Raw genomic sequence first — 19,480 nt, 5'->3', positions numbered from 1 at the left:
CTCATTCCTGCGTAAGACTCAATCCCCCAACGCTTCCCCCTCACGCCGTGGATCGGCCCCGCCGGCCAACGCGGCTTTCCCCTGCGCATCCTTGACCCGAACAATCGCCTGCGTCCCGCTGGTCATGTCGATCTCGCCCACGCTGTGCCCTTTGTCCTTCAGTGCCTGAATCAGTGCCGGGCTGAACTGATTCTGTTCCAGTTCGGTCGGGCCGTTGCGGCTGCCGAAATTGGGCAGGTTAATGGCGGCCTGTGGGTCGAGGTTCCAGTCGAGCAGGCCAATGGTGGATTTGGCCACGTACTCGATGATCTGCGAGCCGCCAGGGGAGCCGACGGTGGCCAGGAACTCGCCGCTCTGGCGGTCGAAGATCAGCGTTGGTGCCATGGACGAGCGCGGGCGTTTGCCGGGTTCGACGCGGTTGGCGACTTTTTGCCCTTGCTCTTCGGGGATGAACGAAAAGTCGGTCATCTGGTTGTTGAGCAGAAAACCCTGGACCATCAAGTGTGAGCCGAATGCCGCTTCCACGGTGGTGGTCATGGACACGGCATCGCCCTCGTCATCGACTGCCACCACCTGCGAGGTGGAGATGCGCAGCGGCGAGCGGTCCGGCGCGTAGGCGACCTGAATGCCCGGCGGGGTGCCGGGTTTGGCCTGGCCCATGCTGCGATCACCTATCAAGGCGGCGCGGCTGGCCAGGTAAGTCGGGTCGACCAGCCCTTTGACCGGTACGGGTACGAAGTCGGTGTCGGCAACGTACTGCGCACGATCGGCATAAGCCAGGCGTTCGGCTTCGGCGATCAGGTGCACGGCTTCAGGGGCTGGCTCTATGCCCGCTGGTTTGCTGGTCTTGACCGGTTTGAGTGGTGCCAGGGCAAAGCGTGGGTCGCGGGTTTCCAGGGCCTGCAAGGTGCCGAGGATTTGCGCCACGGCGATTCCGCCCGATGACGGCGGCGGCATGCCGCACACTTTCCAGCGTTTGTAGTCGGTGCACAGCGGCGCGCGTTCCTTGGCCTTGTAGCCCTGGAGATCGCTCAGCGACAGGCTGCCGGGGTTGGTATGGCCCTGAACCTTGGCGACGATCTCTTTTGCGATCGGCCCTGTGTACAGCGCGTCGGGACCTTCCTTGGCGATGCGCTTGAACACTGCGGCGAGTGCCGGGTTTTTCAGCTGTGTACCGACGGCTTTCGGGTGACCATCGGCAGTCAGAAAGTAGGCGGCCATGTCCGGTGAGCGCTGGATAAACGCGTCGGCCGCGATCAACTGATGCAGTCGTGGCGAGATGGCGAAACCTTGCTCGGCGAGTTTGATGGCGGGCTCGAACAGCCTCGCCCACGGCAGGCGACCGTGCTTTTGATGGGCCAGCTCCAGCGCCCGCAACACGCCCGGTGTACCCACCGAGCGCCCGCCGATCTGCGCCTGAGTGAAAGGCATCGGTTTGCCGTCGGCTTGCAGGAACAGTTTCTCGGTGGCGCCAGCCGGTGCGGTTTCGCGACCGTCGTAGGTGCGTACGGCCTTGCCATCCCACAGCACAATCAACGCACCACCGCCGATACCCGACGATTGCGGCTCGACCAGCGTCAACACCGCCTGCATGGCAATGGCCGCATCAATCGCCGAGCCACCCTCGCGTAGCATCTCCCGTCCGGCTTCGGCCGCCAACGGGTTGGCGGCCGCGGCCATGTGCCTGGAGGCGTGCCGCGTCTGCAGGTCGGTGCGATAACCAGAGGTGATTTCCGGCGCGGCCGGCAAGGTCGAGATCGAAGGCGAAGAGGGCGGGGCGTTACACGCGGCGAGGGTTAAAGCGGTGGCGATCAGCGAAAAGGCTGACAGGCGATAGCGGTTCAAGTGGAAGGCTGAGAACACGCGAGGCACTCCGTCCATGGGATAAAAGGTCCAGGGACTTTATCGGTCGAAGGAGTGCTACGCAAATCAGGGGGCGCCCGCCACTTTTCTCGAGGCATAAAAAAACGGCCTACCTTTCGGTAAGCCGTTTTTAGTACTTGGTGGCTACACAGGGACTTGAACCCCGGACCCCAGCATTATGAATGCTATGCTCTAACCAACTGAGCTATGTAGCCAAGTGGCGCGCATTATTCACCTGGAACGACGATGCGTCAAGCGTAAATCTAAAATATTTCTCCACACTTTCAACCGCTTATCCCGCTGACCCGAAAAAACGGGTCAGGGGAGGGCATCAACCGAGCTGAAATCTCCCGGTATTCGCACTCAAGGCCTTGCTACCCTGGCTCAAGGTGTCCGCGGCGAGGTTCACCGCCCGCGCACCTTCGAGCAAGCGTACCGCCGCCTGATCGACTTGCTGGATGTTGCCGCTGACTTCATCGGCGGTGCTCGCTTGCTCTTCGACGGCGGTGGCGATTTGCGCCAGGGTGTCGGTGACGCTTTGCACCGCGCTGGCGATTTCCCCCAGGCGTTCGCCGAGACCGGTGACGGCTTGCGCATCCGATTGCGCCTGGTCGCAGGCGGCTTCCATCAGGCTTACCGCTTCGTTCACGGTGCTGCGCAGGCTGTCGACGGTGCCGGCGATCTGCGCGGTGGAGGACTGGGTGCGTTGCGACAGGCTGCGCACTTCATCGGCCACCACGGCAAAGCCGCGACCTTGCTCGCCAGCCCGTGCGGCCTCGATGGCGGCGTTGAGGGCCAGCAGGTTGGTCTGCTCGGCCACGCCGCGAATGGTATCGACCACCAATTGAATCTGCTGCCCTTGCTCGCTGACCCGACCCAGTGCCGCCGCCGTGTCATTCAACCGCTGATTGAGTTGCTGAATACTCGCTGTCGTACGCTGGCTGTCACGGCTGCTATCGGCGGCGATGCGCTGGGTATGCTGAGCGCTGCCAGACGCCTGTTCGCAACTCTGGGCGACCCCTTGGGAGGTCGCGGCCAATTGCGTGGCCGCTGCGGCGATCTGGCTGATCTGCAACTGCTGGGCTTCGACTTCGCCAAGGGCACCCCTGGAGTGATCGTTGAGGGTGCGCACCGCGTTGCTTAACTGCAGGGTTTCGTGATCGACCCCCAGCAAACTGTTGCGCAGTTGTACCACCGCGACGTTAAGCGAGGTGCTGATCGCCGCCAGTTCGTCGCGGCCATGTACCGGCACTTGCAGGCTCAGGTTTCCGTCGCGCAGTGCTTCGGCCAGCAGTGTGATGCCGCTGGCGCTGCGACGGATCGAGGCCTGTAGACAGATGAACAGGTACAGCGCGGCCAGCAGCAGGCAGCCAAAAATTGTCGCCACCAGGATGAACTGGCGGATGGCCGAGCCGTGGTAATAATCCAGCCGTTGATCCAGAGAAACCAACGATTGCTGGCGCAGCGAGGCAAGGTTACCGAGGAGGGCGTCGAGACTGCGTTCGAAGTCTTCGGGCTTGAGGTTGATGCTGCCACCGAAGACGCCGTCGTCCAGCACTTTCAAGCCGGCATCCAGCTGCTTGAGGCTGTCATGGTACTGCCCGGCCCAGGTTTGCAGGGCGCTGGGCAAGCGGGCTTCCAGCAGGCTACCAGTTTTCACCAGCTGTTCCCGAGCATCGCCGATGCGGCTGCGCAAGTCGCGCAATTGCAGGCGGCTTTGCAGAGTGAACTGCCCGGACACCACCGAAGCTTGACCAACCGCGGCGAGGCGACCGACCCGTTCGATCAGGTCCGGTGCGTGTTGAGTGGAGATCTGCGTCAGCAGATAAGTTTCCAGCCATGGCGCGAGGGTCAGGCGATTGTCCATGGCGATTTGTTCGCGCAAGGCTTGCAGGGCGCTCAAGGCATTGGTGAAGCGATCATAGCCGTCCGGCCACCATCCAACGCTGCTCAGGCTTTTCGAATCCAGGCCAGTGAGGGCGCTTTGCAAGGCTTGATAGCGGGTGAGGGTCTCGCCCTCGGCGCCTTCGGTTTTCAGGGCATTGCCCAAGTCTGTGATCGCTTGGGCCACGGCCGGCTGAACCGTGTCGAACGCTGCCATCGCCGCGATAGTTGCAGGTGTCGGCTGGCGATTGGTTTCGGTGGCGCGCCAGCGCGCGGCGCGGTCACGCTGGGCGGCGAGCAAGTTGTCGAGCGCATCCAGGGCAATCAATTGCCGGACCCCGGCGCGTTCGCCGGCGATCAGGCTCAACTTGTCACGATAGTCCTGGCCGATCATCCACAAGCTGCCTGCCAGCGGCAGGATAAACAGCAGAAACAGCAGCTGAAATTTGCGCGCGAAGCCGAAACGCCCCAGCAGCCCGATCCCCGGTGATAAAAAAGCCTGCATGCCCCATGACTCCTCTGGACACCACGCACCATTGGCGTGCGTCGAGGCCATGGCGACCGCGACTGATGTCCTTCTAAAAGGCCTCGAAAGTTCACCTTGGTCCGCTCTGTAGGCCGACTCTGTAGCGAAACTTCCCATTCTCGGTCCCCTTTGTAAGGGGCCGCGTTGAAGCGGATAAGCAAGGCAAGATTCAGACCATGGCTTTGCGCTATCACCTTTTTTGAGGTCGTTAGCAAGCTAAGGGGATGGCGCGACTGCACCGAAAAATGGCACATTGACCGACCTGCCTGTGCGCACCCATCCGCAGTACGGAAACTCTCATGGCCATCAGCAACGCTCAGTCCGCCGCGACATCGACGCCCGCTCCTTCACAAAGCAGTCCGCTGGTCATGCGCATCATCGGCGCGGTGGCGCTGGCGCACTTGATCAACGATCTGATTCAGGCGGTGCTGCCCTCGATCTATCCGATGCTCAAGGCCAACTATGGCCTGACCTTCACCCAAGTCGGCCTGATTACCCTGACCTTTCAATTGACGGCCTCGTTGTTGCAGCCGTGGGTGGGTTACCACACGGATCGCCATCCCAAGCCCTGGCTGTTGCCGGCCGGCACTGTCTGCACATTGATCGGCATTTTGATGATGTCGGTAGTCGGCAACTTTCCGATGATTTTGCTGGCAGCAGGGTTGATCGGCATCGGCTCGTCGACTTTTCACCCGGAAGCTTCACGCGTCGCGCGACTGGCCTCGGGCGGGCGCTTCGGCCTGGCGCAATCGACGTTTCAGGTCGGCGGTAATGCGGGCTCGGCCTTCGGGCCGTTGTTGGCGGCGGCGATCATCATTCCCTATGGTCAGGGCAATGTGGCCTGGTTCGGCGTGTTCGCACTGTTTGCGTTGTTCGTGCTGTACCGGATCAGCCGCTGGTACGCCAATCACTTGAACCTGTTCAAACTCAAACAAGGTCAGGCAGCGACGCACGGTTTATCAAAAGGCCGGGTGATCAGTGCGTTGGTGGTACTGGGGTTGCTGGTGTTCTCCAAGTATTTCTACATGGCCAGTCTCACCAGTTACTTCACGTTCTACCTGATCGAGAAATTTGACCTGTCGGTGGCCAGTTCGCAGCTGCATCTGTTCCTGTTTCTCGGTGCGGTAGCGGCGGGGACCTTCTTCGGCGGGCCGATCGGCGACAGGATCGGGCGCAAGGCAGTGATCTGGTTCTCGATCCTCGGTGTGGCGCCGTTCACGCTACTGCTGCCCCATGTGGACCTGTTCTGGACCAGTGTGTTGAGTGTGGTGATCGGTTTCATTCTGGCCTCGGCGTTCTCGGCCATCGTGGTGTATGCGCAAGAACTGGTGCCGGGAAATGTCGGGATGATTGCCGGAGTGTTCTTCGGCCTGATGTTTGGCTTTGGCGGAATTGGTGCGGCGCTACTCGGGCATTTGGCGGATATTCGCGGCATCGAGTATGTGTACTTCCTGTGTTCGTTCTTGCCGCTGTTTGGGGTGTTGGCGATCTTTCTGCCAAGAACCAAAAAAGTCTGAACCAACATCCCTCCACTGTGGGGACCGGCGAGCTCGCTAAGCTTCCACAGTGTTTCGCAAGTGGGGCCGATGATTCTGTTCGGCCCAAAAAGCCCGCCTCAAAAAATCCACATCGGCAGATTCGCCACCAGGCGGACCTCGTCGTAGCTACCGTCGATCTGCCCGCCCGTGGCCCGATGGTTGTAGACAATGGTGCGAAACACCGCGTTTTTCAGTGCTCCGGATTGCACCACGTACGCCACCATTAAACCGTTTTCATCGTGTTTGGCATTGTCCAGACCCCGCACGTTGTAACCGGTATTGCGCCCGTTACGGTCGCCGCTGTAATGGGTGCCGTCGATGTCCCAGCCTTTTGCGTGCCACAGACTGGTCGTCAGGCCCGGTATCCCTAAAGACGCCAGATCCAGGTCGTAGCGCAGTTGCCAGGACTTCTCGTTCGGGCCGTTGTAGTCCGAGTACAACGAGTTGGCCATGTAATTGCCCGTGGACTCCCAGACGTAATCGAAATACTCGTCGCCAAACACCTGCTGCCAGGCCAGAGTCAGGCTGTGGGCCCGGTGCGATGCGGTGAACGCCAGGCTGAAGGCGTCATTGTCGATGTAGCCCAGGCGCTGCTCGCCCTGATCCTCGGTGTGGTAGTAATTCAGTGCAGTCTTGAGCGCAATCTCGCGCCGATCCCCGCTCAACTGGGTCAATCCCAGATAGGTCTGCTGCCACATGTCCTCGAAGCGTGAGGTGTAGAGGCTGACGTCCAGACCGTAAGGGGTTTTGGCCATTCCTCCGAGGTAGGAAATACGCGACCCCGAATACGCCCGGTTACCGAAGGTGGTGGTGAGTTTTTCGCTGCCGGTACCGGTACGTGGAATCGCCCGTTCGAAGCTGCCGGCCTGCAATGACAGCCAATCGAGTTCGTTGCTGAACAGGCCTACGCCCTGAAAGCTCGAGGGCAGGGCGCGATTGTCCTTGTAACGCAGAATCGGGTTGTCGGTGAGCAAGCGACCGGCCTTGATTTCTGTGCTGGAAAAACGCAGCCGCAGATCACCGACACCCAAACGACTCCAGGTCGGTAGCGCATCGCCATCGCTGTCCACCAGCACCCGATCGCCACCATTGGCGACACGCCCATGTCCGCGCTCCAGGTTGATGGCGCTGAACAATGAAGCGTCCAGCCCGAAGCCGACCGCCCCTTGGGTATATCCGGAGCTGTAGTTGAGCATCGCGGTTTGCACCCAGGTTTCACGGATGCGGGTCCGCTCCAGGCCATCTTCTTTCTTGATCCCCAGATAGGTAGAACGTCGGGTGTGTTGGTTGGCATAGTAATGGCGCAAGTTCAGCCCCAAATGGCTGCCGTCGACAAAACCCGGGGCCTGGGCTTGAGTGGTCGGCGTTTCATCCGCCGTTACAATCAAAGGGCTGCCGACGGCAATGCCGGCCATCAGAAGTACACGAAAATCCATTTCGATAAGTCTCTAGAGGAACAAATCAGGCGCACGTCGCTAATGCTGTCAGTGAAGAAATTTGAGCGACAAAAATCCTGTGGGAGCGAGGCTTGCCCGCGAAGAATGCACCGCGGTGTTTCAGCGATTACGCGTTATCGTTCTTCGCGGGCAAGCCACGCTCCCACAGGCGAGACGGCGGGCTGGGCCAGTGGCGAATCGTGCCGCGCCAGTTTTCATAGGTCTTGCCGAGCCGAAGCAACCACTGGTCTGCGAAGCGCGGAGCGATCATCTGCAGGCCGATCGGCATGCCTTGGTCGGTAAAGCCGCAGTTGATTGACAGGGCTGGCTGCTCGCCCATGTTCCACGGCACAGTGAAGACGATGTGCTCGAACGGCAGGCGCGGGTCATTGGTGGGCGAGGCCCATTCAGCCGCAAAGGCACTGACCTGGTTGGTCGGCGACAACACCAGGTCGACATTATGAAAGACCTCGGCTGCCCGGCGCCGGATTTCGAACGTCTGGTTGAACCCCTCAACCGCCTGCACGGCGCTCAGGTTCTCGGCCGCTGCCGCCCAGTCGCGAATGTAGGGCAAGACCTGATCGAACCGCTCGGGGCTCAGGGCCTGCAACTGACTCCACTGTCGCGCCTGCCAGAATTGATCCAGGCCCTGGAGCACGGCGCGGTCCATCAGTGGCTTGATCTGACGTACCTGGGCGCCCCTGCTTTCGAATAGGCGAGCCGCTTCCCGAACCGCCGAGCACACCTGTTCGTCTGGTTGAATGCCACAGCCGGGATCGAGCATCAGACCGATTTTCAGCCCTTGGACCGACAACTGTCCCAGGGCCCAATCGCCTTGTTCCGGTAGCAGGCTGGTAGCATCCCGCGCATCGGGGCGGGACAGGTAGCGCATCATCAGCGCACAGTCATCCATGCTGCGGGTCATGGGGCCGGCACAACGGCCGGTGTAATAGGGGTCGATGGGGATGCGCCCGAGTGTCGGCTTGAATCCCACCAGGGCGCACCAGGCTGCGGGCAAACGGACCGACCCGCCGATGTCGGTGCCGACATGCAGCGGCCCATAGCCGGCCGCTGCTGCCGCCGCCGCGCCGGCACTGGAGCCTCCGGGATTGTTCGCCAGGTTCCAGGGATTGCGTGTCACGCCGTGGAAACTCGACAGCCCCGACGACAACATCCCGTAGTCCGGAACCGTTGTCTTGCCCAGGATTATCGCTCCGGCCTCACGCATCCGCGCCGCCGGTGGTGCGTCGGCTGTGGCCGGGATCAGCTCGGTCGCGGCGCAGCCCAGGGGAATGCAGTCGCCTTGCGTCGCTATCAACTCCTTGAGTGTCACGGGTAAACCATCGAGCAGACCACGGGGTTGGCCCCGGCTCCAGCGCTCGCTGGCGGCAGCTGCCTGTTCCCGGACCCGTTGCGGGTCAAAGGCGTACAAGGCATTCAGATGGGGTTCCCAGCGCTCGATGTGGGCCAGCAAATGGTCGTAGTATTCCAGCGGTGACAGTTCCTTGCTGGCGAACAACACCAACAGTTGCACCGCCGATAGATCATGCAAATCGTTGACGCAGCTCATGCCAATTGCCGTCCTTTGGTATTCAGGGGCAAGCGCCGCGACCGGCGGCGCGAAAAGGTCAGGCTCAGGCGCCTGGAACCACCGAAACGTCAGCCACCGACGAGGAGCGAAAGACGAAGAACAACGCCATGAGTGCCCCGACGGCCCCCATGACCACGCAATAGCCTACGCAGACCCAGGGGCTCCACGGCATCAGTCCGATCAGCAGAAGCGGTGTGGTACTGGCCCAGAGTGCGTAGGCAATATTGTAGGTAAAGGAGATACCGGACACCCGGATCCGGGTCGGAAACAACCCCACCATTACCGAGGGCACCGCACCCACTACGCCGCAGGTCAGGCCGGCCAGCGCATAGGCCACGCTGATCCAGTAGCCGCCACTGATCAGGCTGGCGTAAAGCACCGCGGTCCCCACCGGCAGCAGCAGGCTATAAACCAGCACCGCGCGCCAGGCGCCGATCCGGTCCACCAGTAATCCAGCCAGTACACAGCCGATATTCAGGAACACAATGCCCAGGCTGCTCAGCGCGAACGTATGGCTGGCGCTCATGCCGAAGCTTTTCTGCATGACAGTCGGGGTGATCACCACCAGCACCACCACCGCCGATGTCAACACACAGGTCAAAAGCATCGCCGGCAGGATGGATTTGCGGTGATCGCGCAATACTGTCCGTAATGGAAACTCCGCATCCAACTCACGTCGCGCCTGCAAGGCCATGAACACCGGGGTTTCACTCAGCCAGCGCCGCAGCCAGACCCCGATCACCCCGAATACACCACCCAGCAGGAAGGGGAGGCGCCAGGCGAAGTCGAGTATCTCGGCGGGGCTATAGAGCCGCGCCAGGAGGGTTGCGGTCAGTGCCCCCAGCAGATAGCCAAATGTTAATCCGGCCTGCAGCACACCCAGGGCATAGCCACGACGCCTGACCGGTGCATGCTCGGCCACGAACACCCAGGCGCTAGGCACTTCGCCGCCCACAGCGGCGCCTTGCAGCACCCGCAACAGAAGCAGCGTCAAGGGCGCCCAGTAACCGATCTGTTCGTAGGTCGGCATGATTCCGATCAACAGGCAGGGCAAAGCCATCATCAGGATGCTCAGGCTGAACACCCGCTTGCGCCCCACCCGGTCTGCGAAATGCGCCATCAGGATGCCGCCCAGCGGACGGGCCAGATAGCCGGTGACGAAAATTCCGAAACTTTGCAGCAAGCGCAGCCACTCAGGCATCTCTGGCGGAAAGAACAACTGGCTGAGGGTCAGGGCGAAGAACACAAAGATGATGAAGTCGTAGATTTCCAGCGCACCACCCAGCGCCGCCAGGCCCAGGGTCTTGTAGTCAGACCGGGAAAAGCGACCGGGTTGTGGATCAATGTGGGCCGTCATAAAGGGACTCTAAACAGGAACTCATGAAAACTCGCGACTGAAACAGCATTCGAAACCACGCCCTTGAACAGGCAGTGTCGTTCGAATGAAGCCATCAGGTACATAGCCGGTAATGGTCCATCCAATTACCGGGCGGGACAACCAGACAATGCATCTGGGTTGCTTTTTAGGGCAAATCTGTACATTGAGTTTTTGCGTGTTTAACCAATAATCGGGCACTTCCTAACCCTGGATATTGAGCGCAACATGGAAGAAATTCAGCGTAATTTCGACGATTTTAATCACCCGGACGTTGAAGCGATCGCGATTATCCGCGGTCGCGTGTTGCAGGCATTGCAACAATATTTGCTGGAGCGCGACTTCAAGCAGCTGATGCCCATTCTCATGTCGCCCATCACTGACCCCTTGAACCATGCGGTCTACCCCGCTGAACTCCAATACGAAACGCGGCGCCTGAAACTGACCGCCAGCATGATCTTCCATAAACAGCTGGCATTGACCGCCAGAGGTCATGACAAGATCTTTATCGTGGCGCCGAACATTCGTCTGGAAAAAGCCGAGATCAAGGATTCGGAGAACCACTTGCTGGAATTCTCCCAGTTCGACTTCGAAATACGTGGCGGCAACATGCACCAGGTCATGGCGCTGATCGAAGGCTTGATCAAGCACACCTTCGCCGAGGTCAGGCAACACTGCTCGGCCCAGCTGGCCCACCTCAATCGCCAGCTGCCGCACTACGAGACGCACTTTCCGATATACAGCTCGGACGAGTTGCGCGCCGAGTATGGCGACGACTTCGAGAAGATCATGTCGGCCAAGGCCCACACGCCGTTCTTCGTCACCAACTACCGCCGGGAATTCTATGATCGCGAAACACCCGGCAAGCGCGGCCAGTACAACAACTACGACCTGATCTATCCCGACAGCTATGGCGAAGCCCTGTCGGGTGCCGAACGAGAGTTCGAGTACGAACAGATCATCTACCGCATGGAAGAGTTGTCGATGGACCTTGCGCCCTTCGCCAATTACCTCCAAGTCGCCAAGCGCGGCCTGCTTCATCCGAGCGCCGGCGGCGGGCTGGGGATCGAGCGACTGCTGAAGTTTATCTGCGGCAAACGTCGCATCCGCGATGTTGCGCTGTTCGACCGCACCGTCGGTACCAGCTTCCTGTTCTGACCCACCGTCACTTTTGCGCTGCCCCGCTTTCAGGCGGCGGCAGGCGCTGCTCTGGAGAAAAACCATGCCCGCGTTGCGTATCCACTGGTGCTCACCGCTCGACAGCGGTCAACAAAAGGCTTCCGAGAAATACAACACTGGTGCCCTGGACTTTGCCGGTATTGTCGACTTCGCTCAGGAAGCCGATGAGTTGGGGATCGACTCGTTGCTGATGGGTATCAGCTACCACATGCCTGACCCGCTGCCAATGATCGGCGCCCTGGTCCGAGAGACCAGCCGAGTCAAATTCATCCTGGCGTATCGCCCCGGCCTGCTGCCGCCGACGTTGTTCACGCAGATCGTCAATACCGTGTCGTGGATGTCCGACAAGCGTATTGCATTGAACCTGGTCGCCGGTATTTCCCCCGATGAACAAGCCTTTTATGGCGACTTCGTGGCCCACGATGGACGTTATGAACGCACCAGCGAATTCCTCGAGATTTTGCATCGTTTCTGGAAAGGCGAAACGCCCCTGACCCATCACGGCGCTCATTACCGTATCGAGCAAGCGCAATTGGGACTGCCTTTCAAGGACAACGAACGTCCACACATCTATTTGAGTGGCGCTTCGGAAATCGCCCAGCAGATCGCCGTGAAACACAGCGATTGCTGGTTACGCTACGGCGACACGCCGCAGGGTATCGCCGAGGCCAGCCGGGCAGTGCTCGAGGCGGGTTGTTCGGTGGGGATTCGCATGCATGTGCTGGCTCGGGAAACCCGTGCGCAAGCCCTGTCGGCCGTTGAAAGCATGATGGAAAACCCGGATGAGCAGCATCGCGAATGGGTTCGTCAGTTCGTCGGGCGTTGCGACTCCGAAGCCGTCAAGACTTCGTTCCGTCTGGCCGACAAGGCTGAACATGACTGGCTGTCGCCAATGCTCTGGTCCGGTGCCGTGGCCTACCGTGGCGGCCCGGCGCTGTGCGTGGTCGGCAGCTATCAGGAAGTGGCCGAATATCTGCTGGAATACAAGAAAGTAGGGGTCAGCGAGTTCATCTTTTCCGGCTGGCCGACTCGTGACGAAATGCGCGGTTTCTGTCGCCATGTGTTGCCACGCCTGCGCAAGCTCGAGGCCGAACTGGAAAGCCAGCATGCATGACACAGCCCGGTTGCGGCGTTTCGGTGCCGGCCTGCTGTTCGCGCTGTTGGCGGAACAAACGGTGCTGTTCGCAGTACCGTTGATGATCTTCCAGCTCACCGGCAATGTCCGTTACTCCGGAGTGGCGTTCGCTCTGGAGTGGCTACCGGCACTGCTGGCCTATCCGTTTGCCGGACTGCTGGCGGACCGCTTCGGTGGGCGTCTGCTGTTTCGCCACACCAATATCGCGCGAGCGGTGAGCCTGGGGTTGACTGCCGGGGTCTGCTGGTATGCGCCAATGCTTACGGTCTGGGCCTTGATCGGCAACGGCATCGTGCTCTCGCTGCTGATGGCGCCGGTGCGTATGGCGGTGGAAAAGAGCGTACCGCTGATCGCTGGCCCCGAACGCCTGGCCCACTGCCAGTCCCTGGTGCAGAACATGGAGCTGCTGGCCATGGCGCTGGGCCCGGCGCTGGCGGCACTGCTGGCGATGTACGCCGACAAGCGCCTGCTTCTGGGGCTGGCGGCGCTGGCATTCGCCGCGGCGGGTGTGTGTTGGAAAGGCCTGCCCAATACCCAGTCGGCCAGCCCGCCGAAGAGCATCCGCAAGGACCTGGTCCTGGGCTGGAGTCTGTTATTGAACAATCCGCCGGTCTTATCCCTGGCGCTGCTCAATTTCACCATCAACCTGGCCTTTGCCTGCGTTCTGAGTGCCAATGCCTTTGTCATCAGTGGCGTGTTCGGTGCCGCCGACGGGGTGTTCGGCCTGATGAACGCCGGGGCCGGTGCACTGGGCTTGCTCAATTTCATTCTGGTGCCGCGGCTGTTGGCGCGGATGTCGATCTACCGCCTCGGTACATGGGGTTTTGCCTTGCTCTGCCTGGGCCTGATCTGTATGGGCGCGGCCAGCGGTGTAGCGCTCTATGCCATCAGTTTTCTCCTGGCGATGGCCGGCTGTGCCTTGTTCAACGTGTTCAATCGGACTCAGCGTATCAAGGCGATTGCCGCCGACCACTTGGGCAAGGTGATGGGCCCGTTCTACCTGGTCAACCTGCTGTCCTACCCATTGGGCGGCCTGCTGACCGCCAGTATCGGCCATGAGTACGGAGTCCAGACATTGATCCTGGCCCTCGCGCTGCTGCTCGCCATCCCCGGCGCCTTGCTGTTCAACCTGACTACCCGGCGCTTTCGCACCGCCCTGGACTTTCCCCCCTCAGCCATGGAGGCAACGCAATGAAAGGATCGCAAGACTGCCTGATTGCAACCGTCGAATCGGATTCGCACATGTGGAATCTGGTTTATCTGCAGCTGTGGTTGGCGGAGCACGGTTTCAACGTCAAGAACCTCGGCAGTTGCACCCCGGTGGAGGTGGTTCTCGCCACCCTTGAGCTGCGGCGCACGCAATTGTTGGTGGTCAGCAGCGTCAACGGCCATGGACATTTCCAGGGGCTGGAGCTGATTCGTCAGGTGCGTCAACAGCACCCGGATCTGAATTGTGTCATCGGTGGCAAGTTGACCACCTCGGAAGACCACACGCGGGCGGTTCGCCAGGAGCTGCTGGCCGCCGGTTTCAACGAGGTGTTCATCGGCCCCGACGCCATCGAGAACTTCGAAAACTACCTGAACACCCTTGAGCGCTCGAAACCTGCGCTCGTCCTGGGTACCGGCACGGCACCGTGCTGGACCTGAGTCCAGCCCTCTTTTTTTCACAGGATCGAATCGATGCATATCGTTATCGTCAATCGCTGGCCGCGTTTCCAGGACCCAAGTCGCTGGGACAATGAACTGACCCGCTACGAAGAGTTCTTCGATCATCAGCGACATCGGATCAGCTATGTGGTCGACGGCCTTGGCGCCGAGGGCGTACTGGCCCCCCGGGAGCACATCGCCCATCTGGTACAGGTCGATGACGTCAATCAGTACCCTCAGTTGTTGGCAGGCGTTCAGGAAATCATCGATCGCGTCGGTCCCGTGGACCAATTGATCGCGCTGTCGGAGTTCACTCTGGAGATCGCGGCGTGGGTACGACAGACCCTGAACATTCCTGGTCACGGCCTGGAGCAGGTGGCGGTTTACCGCGACAAGGCACGAATGAAAGAAGTCCTCCAGGAACACGGCCTGGCGGTGCCACCGTTCATTCGCTGCAATGACGTGAAACAGGCGCTGGAGTTCGCCGATGCTGTCGGCTATCCAGTGATCGTCAAACCGGTGGATGGCGCCGCCAGCATCGGCGTCGCCAAGGTCGAGGACGCTCAGGCCCTGCGCGTGATACTCAGCGAAGTGGACCTGGGGCGCTATGAAGTCGAGGCCTTCATCCAGGGCCAGACTTATCACATCGACGGTTTCACCGATGACAGCGCCGGGGTGCCTTTCCAGGTGGTGTCGCGCTATATCAACAGCTGCCTGGATTTCGCCAACGCCAAACCGCTGGGTTCAGTGATCCTCCAGTCTTCGGAGTTGCGCACCCGGATCGAAGTCTTCAGCGAGTCCTGCCTGCGGGCATTGGACCTGCGCAACAGCGCCTTTCACCTGGAGATATTCGTCGAGGCGGATGGCTCGCTAGTGTTCCTTGAAGTGGGAGCCCGGGTGGGCGGCGCCGAAGTGCCACATCTGATCAACAAAGTCTTCGGTGTGAACCTCTATGAGCATTGGCTCAAAGGCCTGGCCGGTGAGCGCGTGCCCTTGCCGACGATCCAGGCGGATCCCAGCGGTGGCTGGCTGGTCGTCCCCAAACCGGCACAACTGCCATGCCGGGTAATCGAGGCGCAAACGCTGCGCCCGCACCTGAACTCGCTCTGGCGAGAACTGCTGCCCCGGCCCGGACAGATCCTTGAAGCCGGCGGCAGCTACGACGCCCTGCACAGCGGTCGCTTCATTTTCACCGACGCGAGCGAAATGGATATCGAGAGCGACATCCAGCACGCGATCAAGAACTTTCACTTCCAGGCCGAACCGATATGAACATTGCCATTACCTCTGAAATGGCCGACGCCCCCTTGCTCGGCGAGTTGAATCGCTACCTCAGTGCGGTGGACCGACGTGCCGTCGCCACCCTGGGGGAACGGTTGGTCGATGCCGCTGGCGGTGTTGACGGGCTCGCGGACTACAAGCTGATGGTGGCCTATGGAGGCGGCAAGGACAGTTCCTACACCGTATCGCTGATCCGCGCCGTGCAACTGCACCTGAACGTACTGCATGGCCGCACCTTCTTCTTGCGCATTGCCAATATGCGTCACGCCGGGGTCCCGGATGCGGTCATGGCGAACATCGACCGGGTCTATCGGGCCCTGCACCTGTATGACGATCCTCGGGTCGAGATGCTGGTGGTCGATCACCAGCAGATTCGCCCGTTCGAACGTCACTTGCCATTCCCTGGGCAGGTGCGCGCGATGAACCGCTTCGATGTGCTGATGAACGGCCATCGTACCGCTGGCGACGGCCGCCCGACGTTCTGTAACAGTTGCAACCTGGCGGTCGCCGACTTCTACGGGCGTGCGGCCTGGTGGCAAGGCGGTGTCGACGCGGTGGTCACGGGTGATTCGCGCAAGGAACAGAAGCATTACTTCACTTGGATCATGCGCCTGGCCCAACGTTTGGGGCTGAACGTCGACGAGTGTCGGCGCCAGGGATTTCGCGGCCTGCTCCAGGCCCTTGATGGTGTGGCCCAGGTGTATTTCGTCGAACTGTTCGGTGAGGGCTTCGACGAACAGCGGGCTGAACGTAGGGTGGCCAGCGGCAGCGAAAGCGCCGACCCGGACTTCATCAGCATCTACGACCTGGTGAGCTACCGGGTGGAAGACCACTGGGAGTTGATTACCGAGTTTCTCGATTTCCGCTTCGAAGAACTGGCGTTCAGTTTCACCGAATCAGACTGCGCGAACCCCATGCTGATGGCGCACTTTCGCGGGCTCAAGGCGCAGTACGTACAGGGTCGTCACTACCATGACGGTATCAGCGAATACCTGGAGCTGGCCCAGGGCTTGATGCGCAAAAAGGAAATGCCCCAGCGCCTGATCGACCTGGCACTGTCGGCCTACGCCGGGGCCGAAGGCAAGGACGCTCGTCGGGCGCTGGCGAACCGTTTCGCCAGCGAGGCGTTCGGGCTCGACGAGATACAACTGACTTGTCTGCAGTTCGCGCCCTTCGTCGAGCGTGGCCGCGAGCTGTCGAGCTTCATCACGACCTGTCACCCTGAGCGCCTGGCAGATCTGGAGGACCTTCACGGCGTCCTGGCCGGTAGTCGCCAGGACAGCGCTCTGAGCCTGTGGCTGAACCAGGTCAGCGGCTTGCCGTTGCCGGCGCTACGTAGTCTGTACGCCCATCAACAGATCGATTTCGATAGCGACAGCAGCCTGATTGCCCGGGTTCGCGCCGGTGATCCGCATAAGGGCCGGATAACCCGTTTCGACCCGGCCACGGGTGAAAACGTGGTTGAACTGGTGTCGGGGCGCTAAGTGATGGACATGACAGGAGGTCATTTCCAGCGCTTCATCGAGCAGGCCCGGGAACGGCGCGAACTGGTGGTGCAACCACGCATGGGCTTCGGCGGACTGGCGCCGATGCGCGCCGGGTTGGCCGCAGTGGCCGGGTTGCCCTGCGCCACCATCGGAACCATCACCCTGGACAGCTACACCCGGGTCGGTGATTACCAGAGCGCGCTGCAGTGCCTGAACAGCGACAGCCCACTGAACGGTTTCCCGATCATCAGCCATCCGCTGGAAGCGGTGCGTGGCATGCTCGATGGGCTCTACGGCCCGTCGTTCCCGATCCAGGTCCGCCATGGCACCGCCCAACCGCAGCATGTTTTCAAGCGGTTGGCGGCCCTCGGACTCGACGCCACCGAAGGCGGCCCGGTGTCCTACTGCATGCCTTACAGCCGTTTGCCACTGGCGCGGGCAGTCGAGGCTTGGGCGCAAAGTTGTCAGTTGCTGACCGATGCCACTGCCCATGGTCATATCGAGAGCTTCGGCGGTTGTTTGCTGGGTCAGCTGTGCCCGCCGTCAATGCTGATCGCGATGACCTTGCTCGAGGCTTTGTTCTTTCGCCAGCAGGGCATTCGCAGCGTCTCGTTAAGCTACGCCCAAGGCACGTCCATGGCCCAGGATTTCGGAGCTTTGCAGGCCCTGCGCGAACTGGCTGCCGACTATCTGGACGGCGTCCATTGGCATGTCGTGGTGTATTCCTACATGGGGGTCTTTCCCTCCACCGGTCATGGTGCTCGCCGCCTGATCTATGACAGTGCGCGCCTGACCCAGGCTGCCGGCTGCGAGCGATTGATCGTCAAGACCGTTGCCGAATCCCGGCAGATTCCATCGGTCGCGGACAACCTCGAAGCCCTGGCAATGGCGGCCGAAGCCGCCGCGGGCGACGCACTGGAGATCGACCCGGTCAGTGAAGGCTATCGCCAGGAAGTGTTGTTCGAGGCACGGCAACTGGTGGAAAGCACGCTGGACCTGCACACCGATATTGGCGTCGCGTTACTCCAGGCTTTCGCCCGTGGGCGGCTCGACATTCCCTACTGCCTGCACCCCGACAACCCTGGCCGCGCCACGACCCGCATTGACGACCACGGTGCCTTGCGTTGGGGCAATGTCGGTGGCCTGCCGCTGCCCCAGAGCTGCGGTCTTTCTTCGATCGGACCGGGTATTACCTCGTCCGAATTGTTCCAGATGTTGCATTACACGGTGAACCGTTATGACCAACCCTTGCACTGACTCCACTTTGGCGCCGCTGATTCTGGTCGACGCCTATTCCACCGGCGCTCTGCTGGCCCAGGCTTTGGCGGAGCATCGCCCACTGCTGCATGTGCGTTCACGCAACGACATGCCACCGGCCTTTGCCGCGAGTTGCCCGCAGACACTGTTCCGCGTGCACTACGGCGTGCATGAGGAAGGCCTTGAACCGTTGCTGGAAAAGCTCGCGGCCCAAGCGCCAGCGGCGGTGTTGACCGGCAGCGAATTCGGTGTCGAATTGGCGGATTTGCTGGCCGCCCGTCTCGGCCTGCCCGGTAATGATCCCGAATACTCTGCCGCCCGTCGTGACAAATCACTGATGGCCGAACAGGTCGCTGCTGCCGGATTGCCGGTGGCTGCGCAACTGCGTACCGCCTCCAGCGCAGAGGCTCTGGCCTGGTTCCAGGCTCGTGGCGAATCGACGGTGGTGGTCAAGCCACTGGACAGTGCGGGCTCCGATAATGTGTTCATCTGTCACGATGCCGCTCAACTGCATGCGGCCATCGACTGCATTCTCGGCGCTACTAACCTGATGATGCGCAGCAACCAGGCGCTGTTGTTGCAGGAATACCTGGAAGGCGACGAGTACGTTATCAACAGTGTCAGTCATCAGGGCGAGCACTGGATCACTGATGTCTGGAAATGCACCAAGACGTTGAGCGCCGACGGTCGCAAGATCTATGACCGTGAAGACCTGCTGCCCGCCGATGCGCCGGAGCTTGATGGGCTGATCGATTACGTCGAAGGCGTGCTCGATGCCTTGGCCATCACCCACGGTCCGGCCCATACCGAAGTGATCCTCACGACTCGCGGCCCGCGCCTGCTGGAAACCGGTGCCCGTCTTTCCGGGCTGGCCAACCCACCGGCGCTGCAAGCGGCGACTGGCAACGACCAGGTCGCGCTGACCTGCACCAGCTATCTGGAGCCGGCCCGACTGGCATCGTTTCCCAAGCGCTATCGCTTGCAGCAGCACGCCCGCGGACTAAACCTGATCGCCCGCCATAGCGGCGTCTTCGCCCAACTCGATGTACGCAAGCGCCTGGAGGCTCTGCCGAGCTTTTACAACGCGCGCTTTCGTTTTACCGAAGGTCGCCCAAAAACGCCGACCATCGACCTCAACAGCTCGCCGGGTGCCGTATTCCTGGTGCACCCGAGCGCCGACAGAATCCGCCAGGACCATGAAACCTGGCGTGAATGGGAGAAAGACTGGTTGTAGTGACAGACGCCCCATCCCCGGGGTTTTCAATCATCACAGGAAGACAC

The 19,480-nt window shown here is 60.9% G+C and carries 14 protein-coding genes and 1 tRNA gene; 9 read left to right on the top strand and 6 right to left on the bottom strand.

The features are described 5' to 3' along the window. Positions 1-18 precede the first annotated feature (18 nt). The 3 genes from ggt to ACEN8R_RS19990 form a co-directional block, all read right to left on the bottom strand. Complete coding sequence (gene ggt, locus ACEN8R_RS20000) at positions 19-1,863, bottom strand: gamma-glutamyltransferase (protein WP_258613120.1); 1,845 nt, start codon at positions 1,861-1,863, stop codon at positions 19-21. 138 nt (positions 1,864-2,001) lie between these two features. Beyond that, positions 2,002-2,078 (bottom strand) — tRNA-Met (locus ACEN8R_RS19995). Between the two features lie 116 nt (positions 2,079-2,194). Next, positions 2,195-4,252, bottom strand: coding sequence for a methyl-accepting chemotaxis protein (locus tag ACEN8R_RS19990; protein ID WP_495624281.1), 2,058 nt, complete (start codon positions 4,250-4,252; stop codon positions 2,195-2,197). Positions 4,253-4,572: 320 nt separating this feature from the next. On the opposite strand from ACEN8R_RS19990, the gene ACEN8R_RS19985 reads away from it, so the two are divergent. After that, entirely contained in the window at positions 4,573-5,790 is a 1,218-nt protein-coding gene (locus ACEN8R_RS19985) for an MFS transporter (RefSeq protein WP_018929546.1), read from the top strand. A 98-nt stretch (positions 5,791-5,888) separates the two neighbouring features. On the opposite strand, the gene ACEN8R_RS19980 is transcribed toward ACEN8R_RS19985, so the two are convergent. The 3 genes from ACEN8R_RS19980 to ACEN8R_RS19970 form a co-directional block, all read right to left on the bottom strand. After that, positions 5,889-7,226: an OprD family outer membrane porin gene (locus ACEN8R_RS19980; RefSeq protein ID WP_432416847.1), complete on the bottom strand. Its 1,338-nt coding sequence runs from the start codon at positions 7,224-7,226 to the stop codon at positions 5,889-5,891. Between the two features lie 148 nt (positions 7,227-7,374). After that, a complete protein-coding gene (locus tag ACEN8R_RS19975; RefSeq protein WP_018929548.1) occupies positions 7,375-8,817 on the bottom strand; it encodes an amidase in 1,443 nt (480 codons plus the stop codon). 64 nt (positions 8,818-8,881) lie between these two features. Further along, positions 8,882-10,195 carry an MFS transporter gene (locus tag ACEN8R_RS19970; protein ID WP_018929549.1) on the bottom strand — a complete coding sequence of 438 codons (1,314 nt, stop codon included), beginning with the start codon at positions 10,193-10,195 and terminating at the stop codon, positions 8,882-8,884. Between the two features lie 246 nt (positions 10,196-10,441). Between ACEN8R_RS19970 and ACEN8R_RS19965 the strand changes: the two genes are divergently transcribed. The 8 genes from ACEN8R_RS19965 (at position 10,442) to ACEN8R_RS19930 (ending at position 19,433) form a co-directional block, all read left to right on the top strand. Beyond that, on the top strand, positions 10,442-11,371 hold the full coding sequence (locus ACEN8R_RS19965; RefSeq protein ID WP_018929550.1) for an asparagine synthetase A: 930 nt from the start codon (positions 10,442-10,444) through the stop codon (positions 11,369-11,371). A 64-nt stretch (positions 11,372-11,435) separates the two neighbouring features. Next, positions 11,436-12,506 carry an LLM class flavin-dependent oxidoreductase gene (locus tag ACEN8R_RS19960; RefSeq protein ID WP_018929551.1) on the top strand — a complete coding sequence of 357 codons (1,071 nt, stop codon included), beginning with the start codon at positions 11,436-11,438 and terminating at the stop codon, positions 12,504-12,506. Next, the gene (locus ACEN8R_RS19955; protein ID WP_495624280.1) at positions 12,499-13,722 is read left to right on the top strand and encodes an MFS transporter; all 1,224 of its coding nucleotides are present in this window, start codon (positions 12,499-12,501) and stop codon (positions 13,720-13,722) included. The genes ACEN8R_RS19960 and ACEN8R_RS19955 overlap by 8 nt, the downstream gene beginning before the upstream one ends. Continuing rightward, positions 13,719-14,174 (top strand): cobalamin B12-binding domain-containing protein, encoded by a 456-nt coding sequence (locus ACEN8R_RS19950; RefSeq protein ID WP_495624279.1) that lies wholly within the window; start codon positions 13,719-13,721, stop codon positions 14,172-14,174. The genes ACEN8R_RS19955 and ACEN8R_RS19950 overlap by 4 nt, the downstream gene beginning before the upstream one ends. A gap of 33 nt (positions 14,175-14,207) precedes the next feature. Next, a complete protein-coding gene (locus ACEN8R_RS19945) occupies positions 14,208-15,446 on the top strand; it encodes an ATP-grasp domain-containing protein (protein WP_018929554.1) in 1,239 nt (412 codons plus the stop codon). Next, positions 15,443-16,939, top strand: a complete 1,497-nt coding sequence (locus ACEN8R_RS19940; RefSeq protein WP_138866790.1) for a hypothetical protein — start codon at positions 15,443-15,445, stop codon at positions 16,937-16,939. The genes ACEN8R_RS19945 and ACEN8R_RS19940 overlap by 4 nt, the downstream gene beginning before the upstream one ends. A gap of 3 nt (positions 16,940-16,942) precedes the next feature. Further along, a complete protein-coding gene (locus ACEN8R_RS19935) occupies positions 16,943-18,199 on the top strand; it encodes a methylaspartate mutase (protein WP_495624278.1) in 1,257 nt (418 codons plus the stop codon). Then, a complete protein-coding gene (locus ACEN8R_RS19930; RefSeq protein ID WP_495624277.1) occupies positions 18,180-19,433 on the top strand; it encodes an ATP-grasp domain-containing protein in 1,254 nt (417 codons plus the stop codon). The genes ACEN8R_RS19935 and ACEN8R_RS19930 overlap by 20 nt, the downstream gene beginning before the upstream one ends. Positions 19,434-19,480 lie beyond the last annotated feature (47 nt).

Source organism: Pseudomonas sp. Pseusp15 (assembly GCF_059492165.1).
Note: the sequence above shows the minus strand (reverse complement) of the source record. Positions and strands in the feature narration are given on the sequence as shown.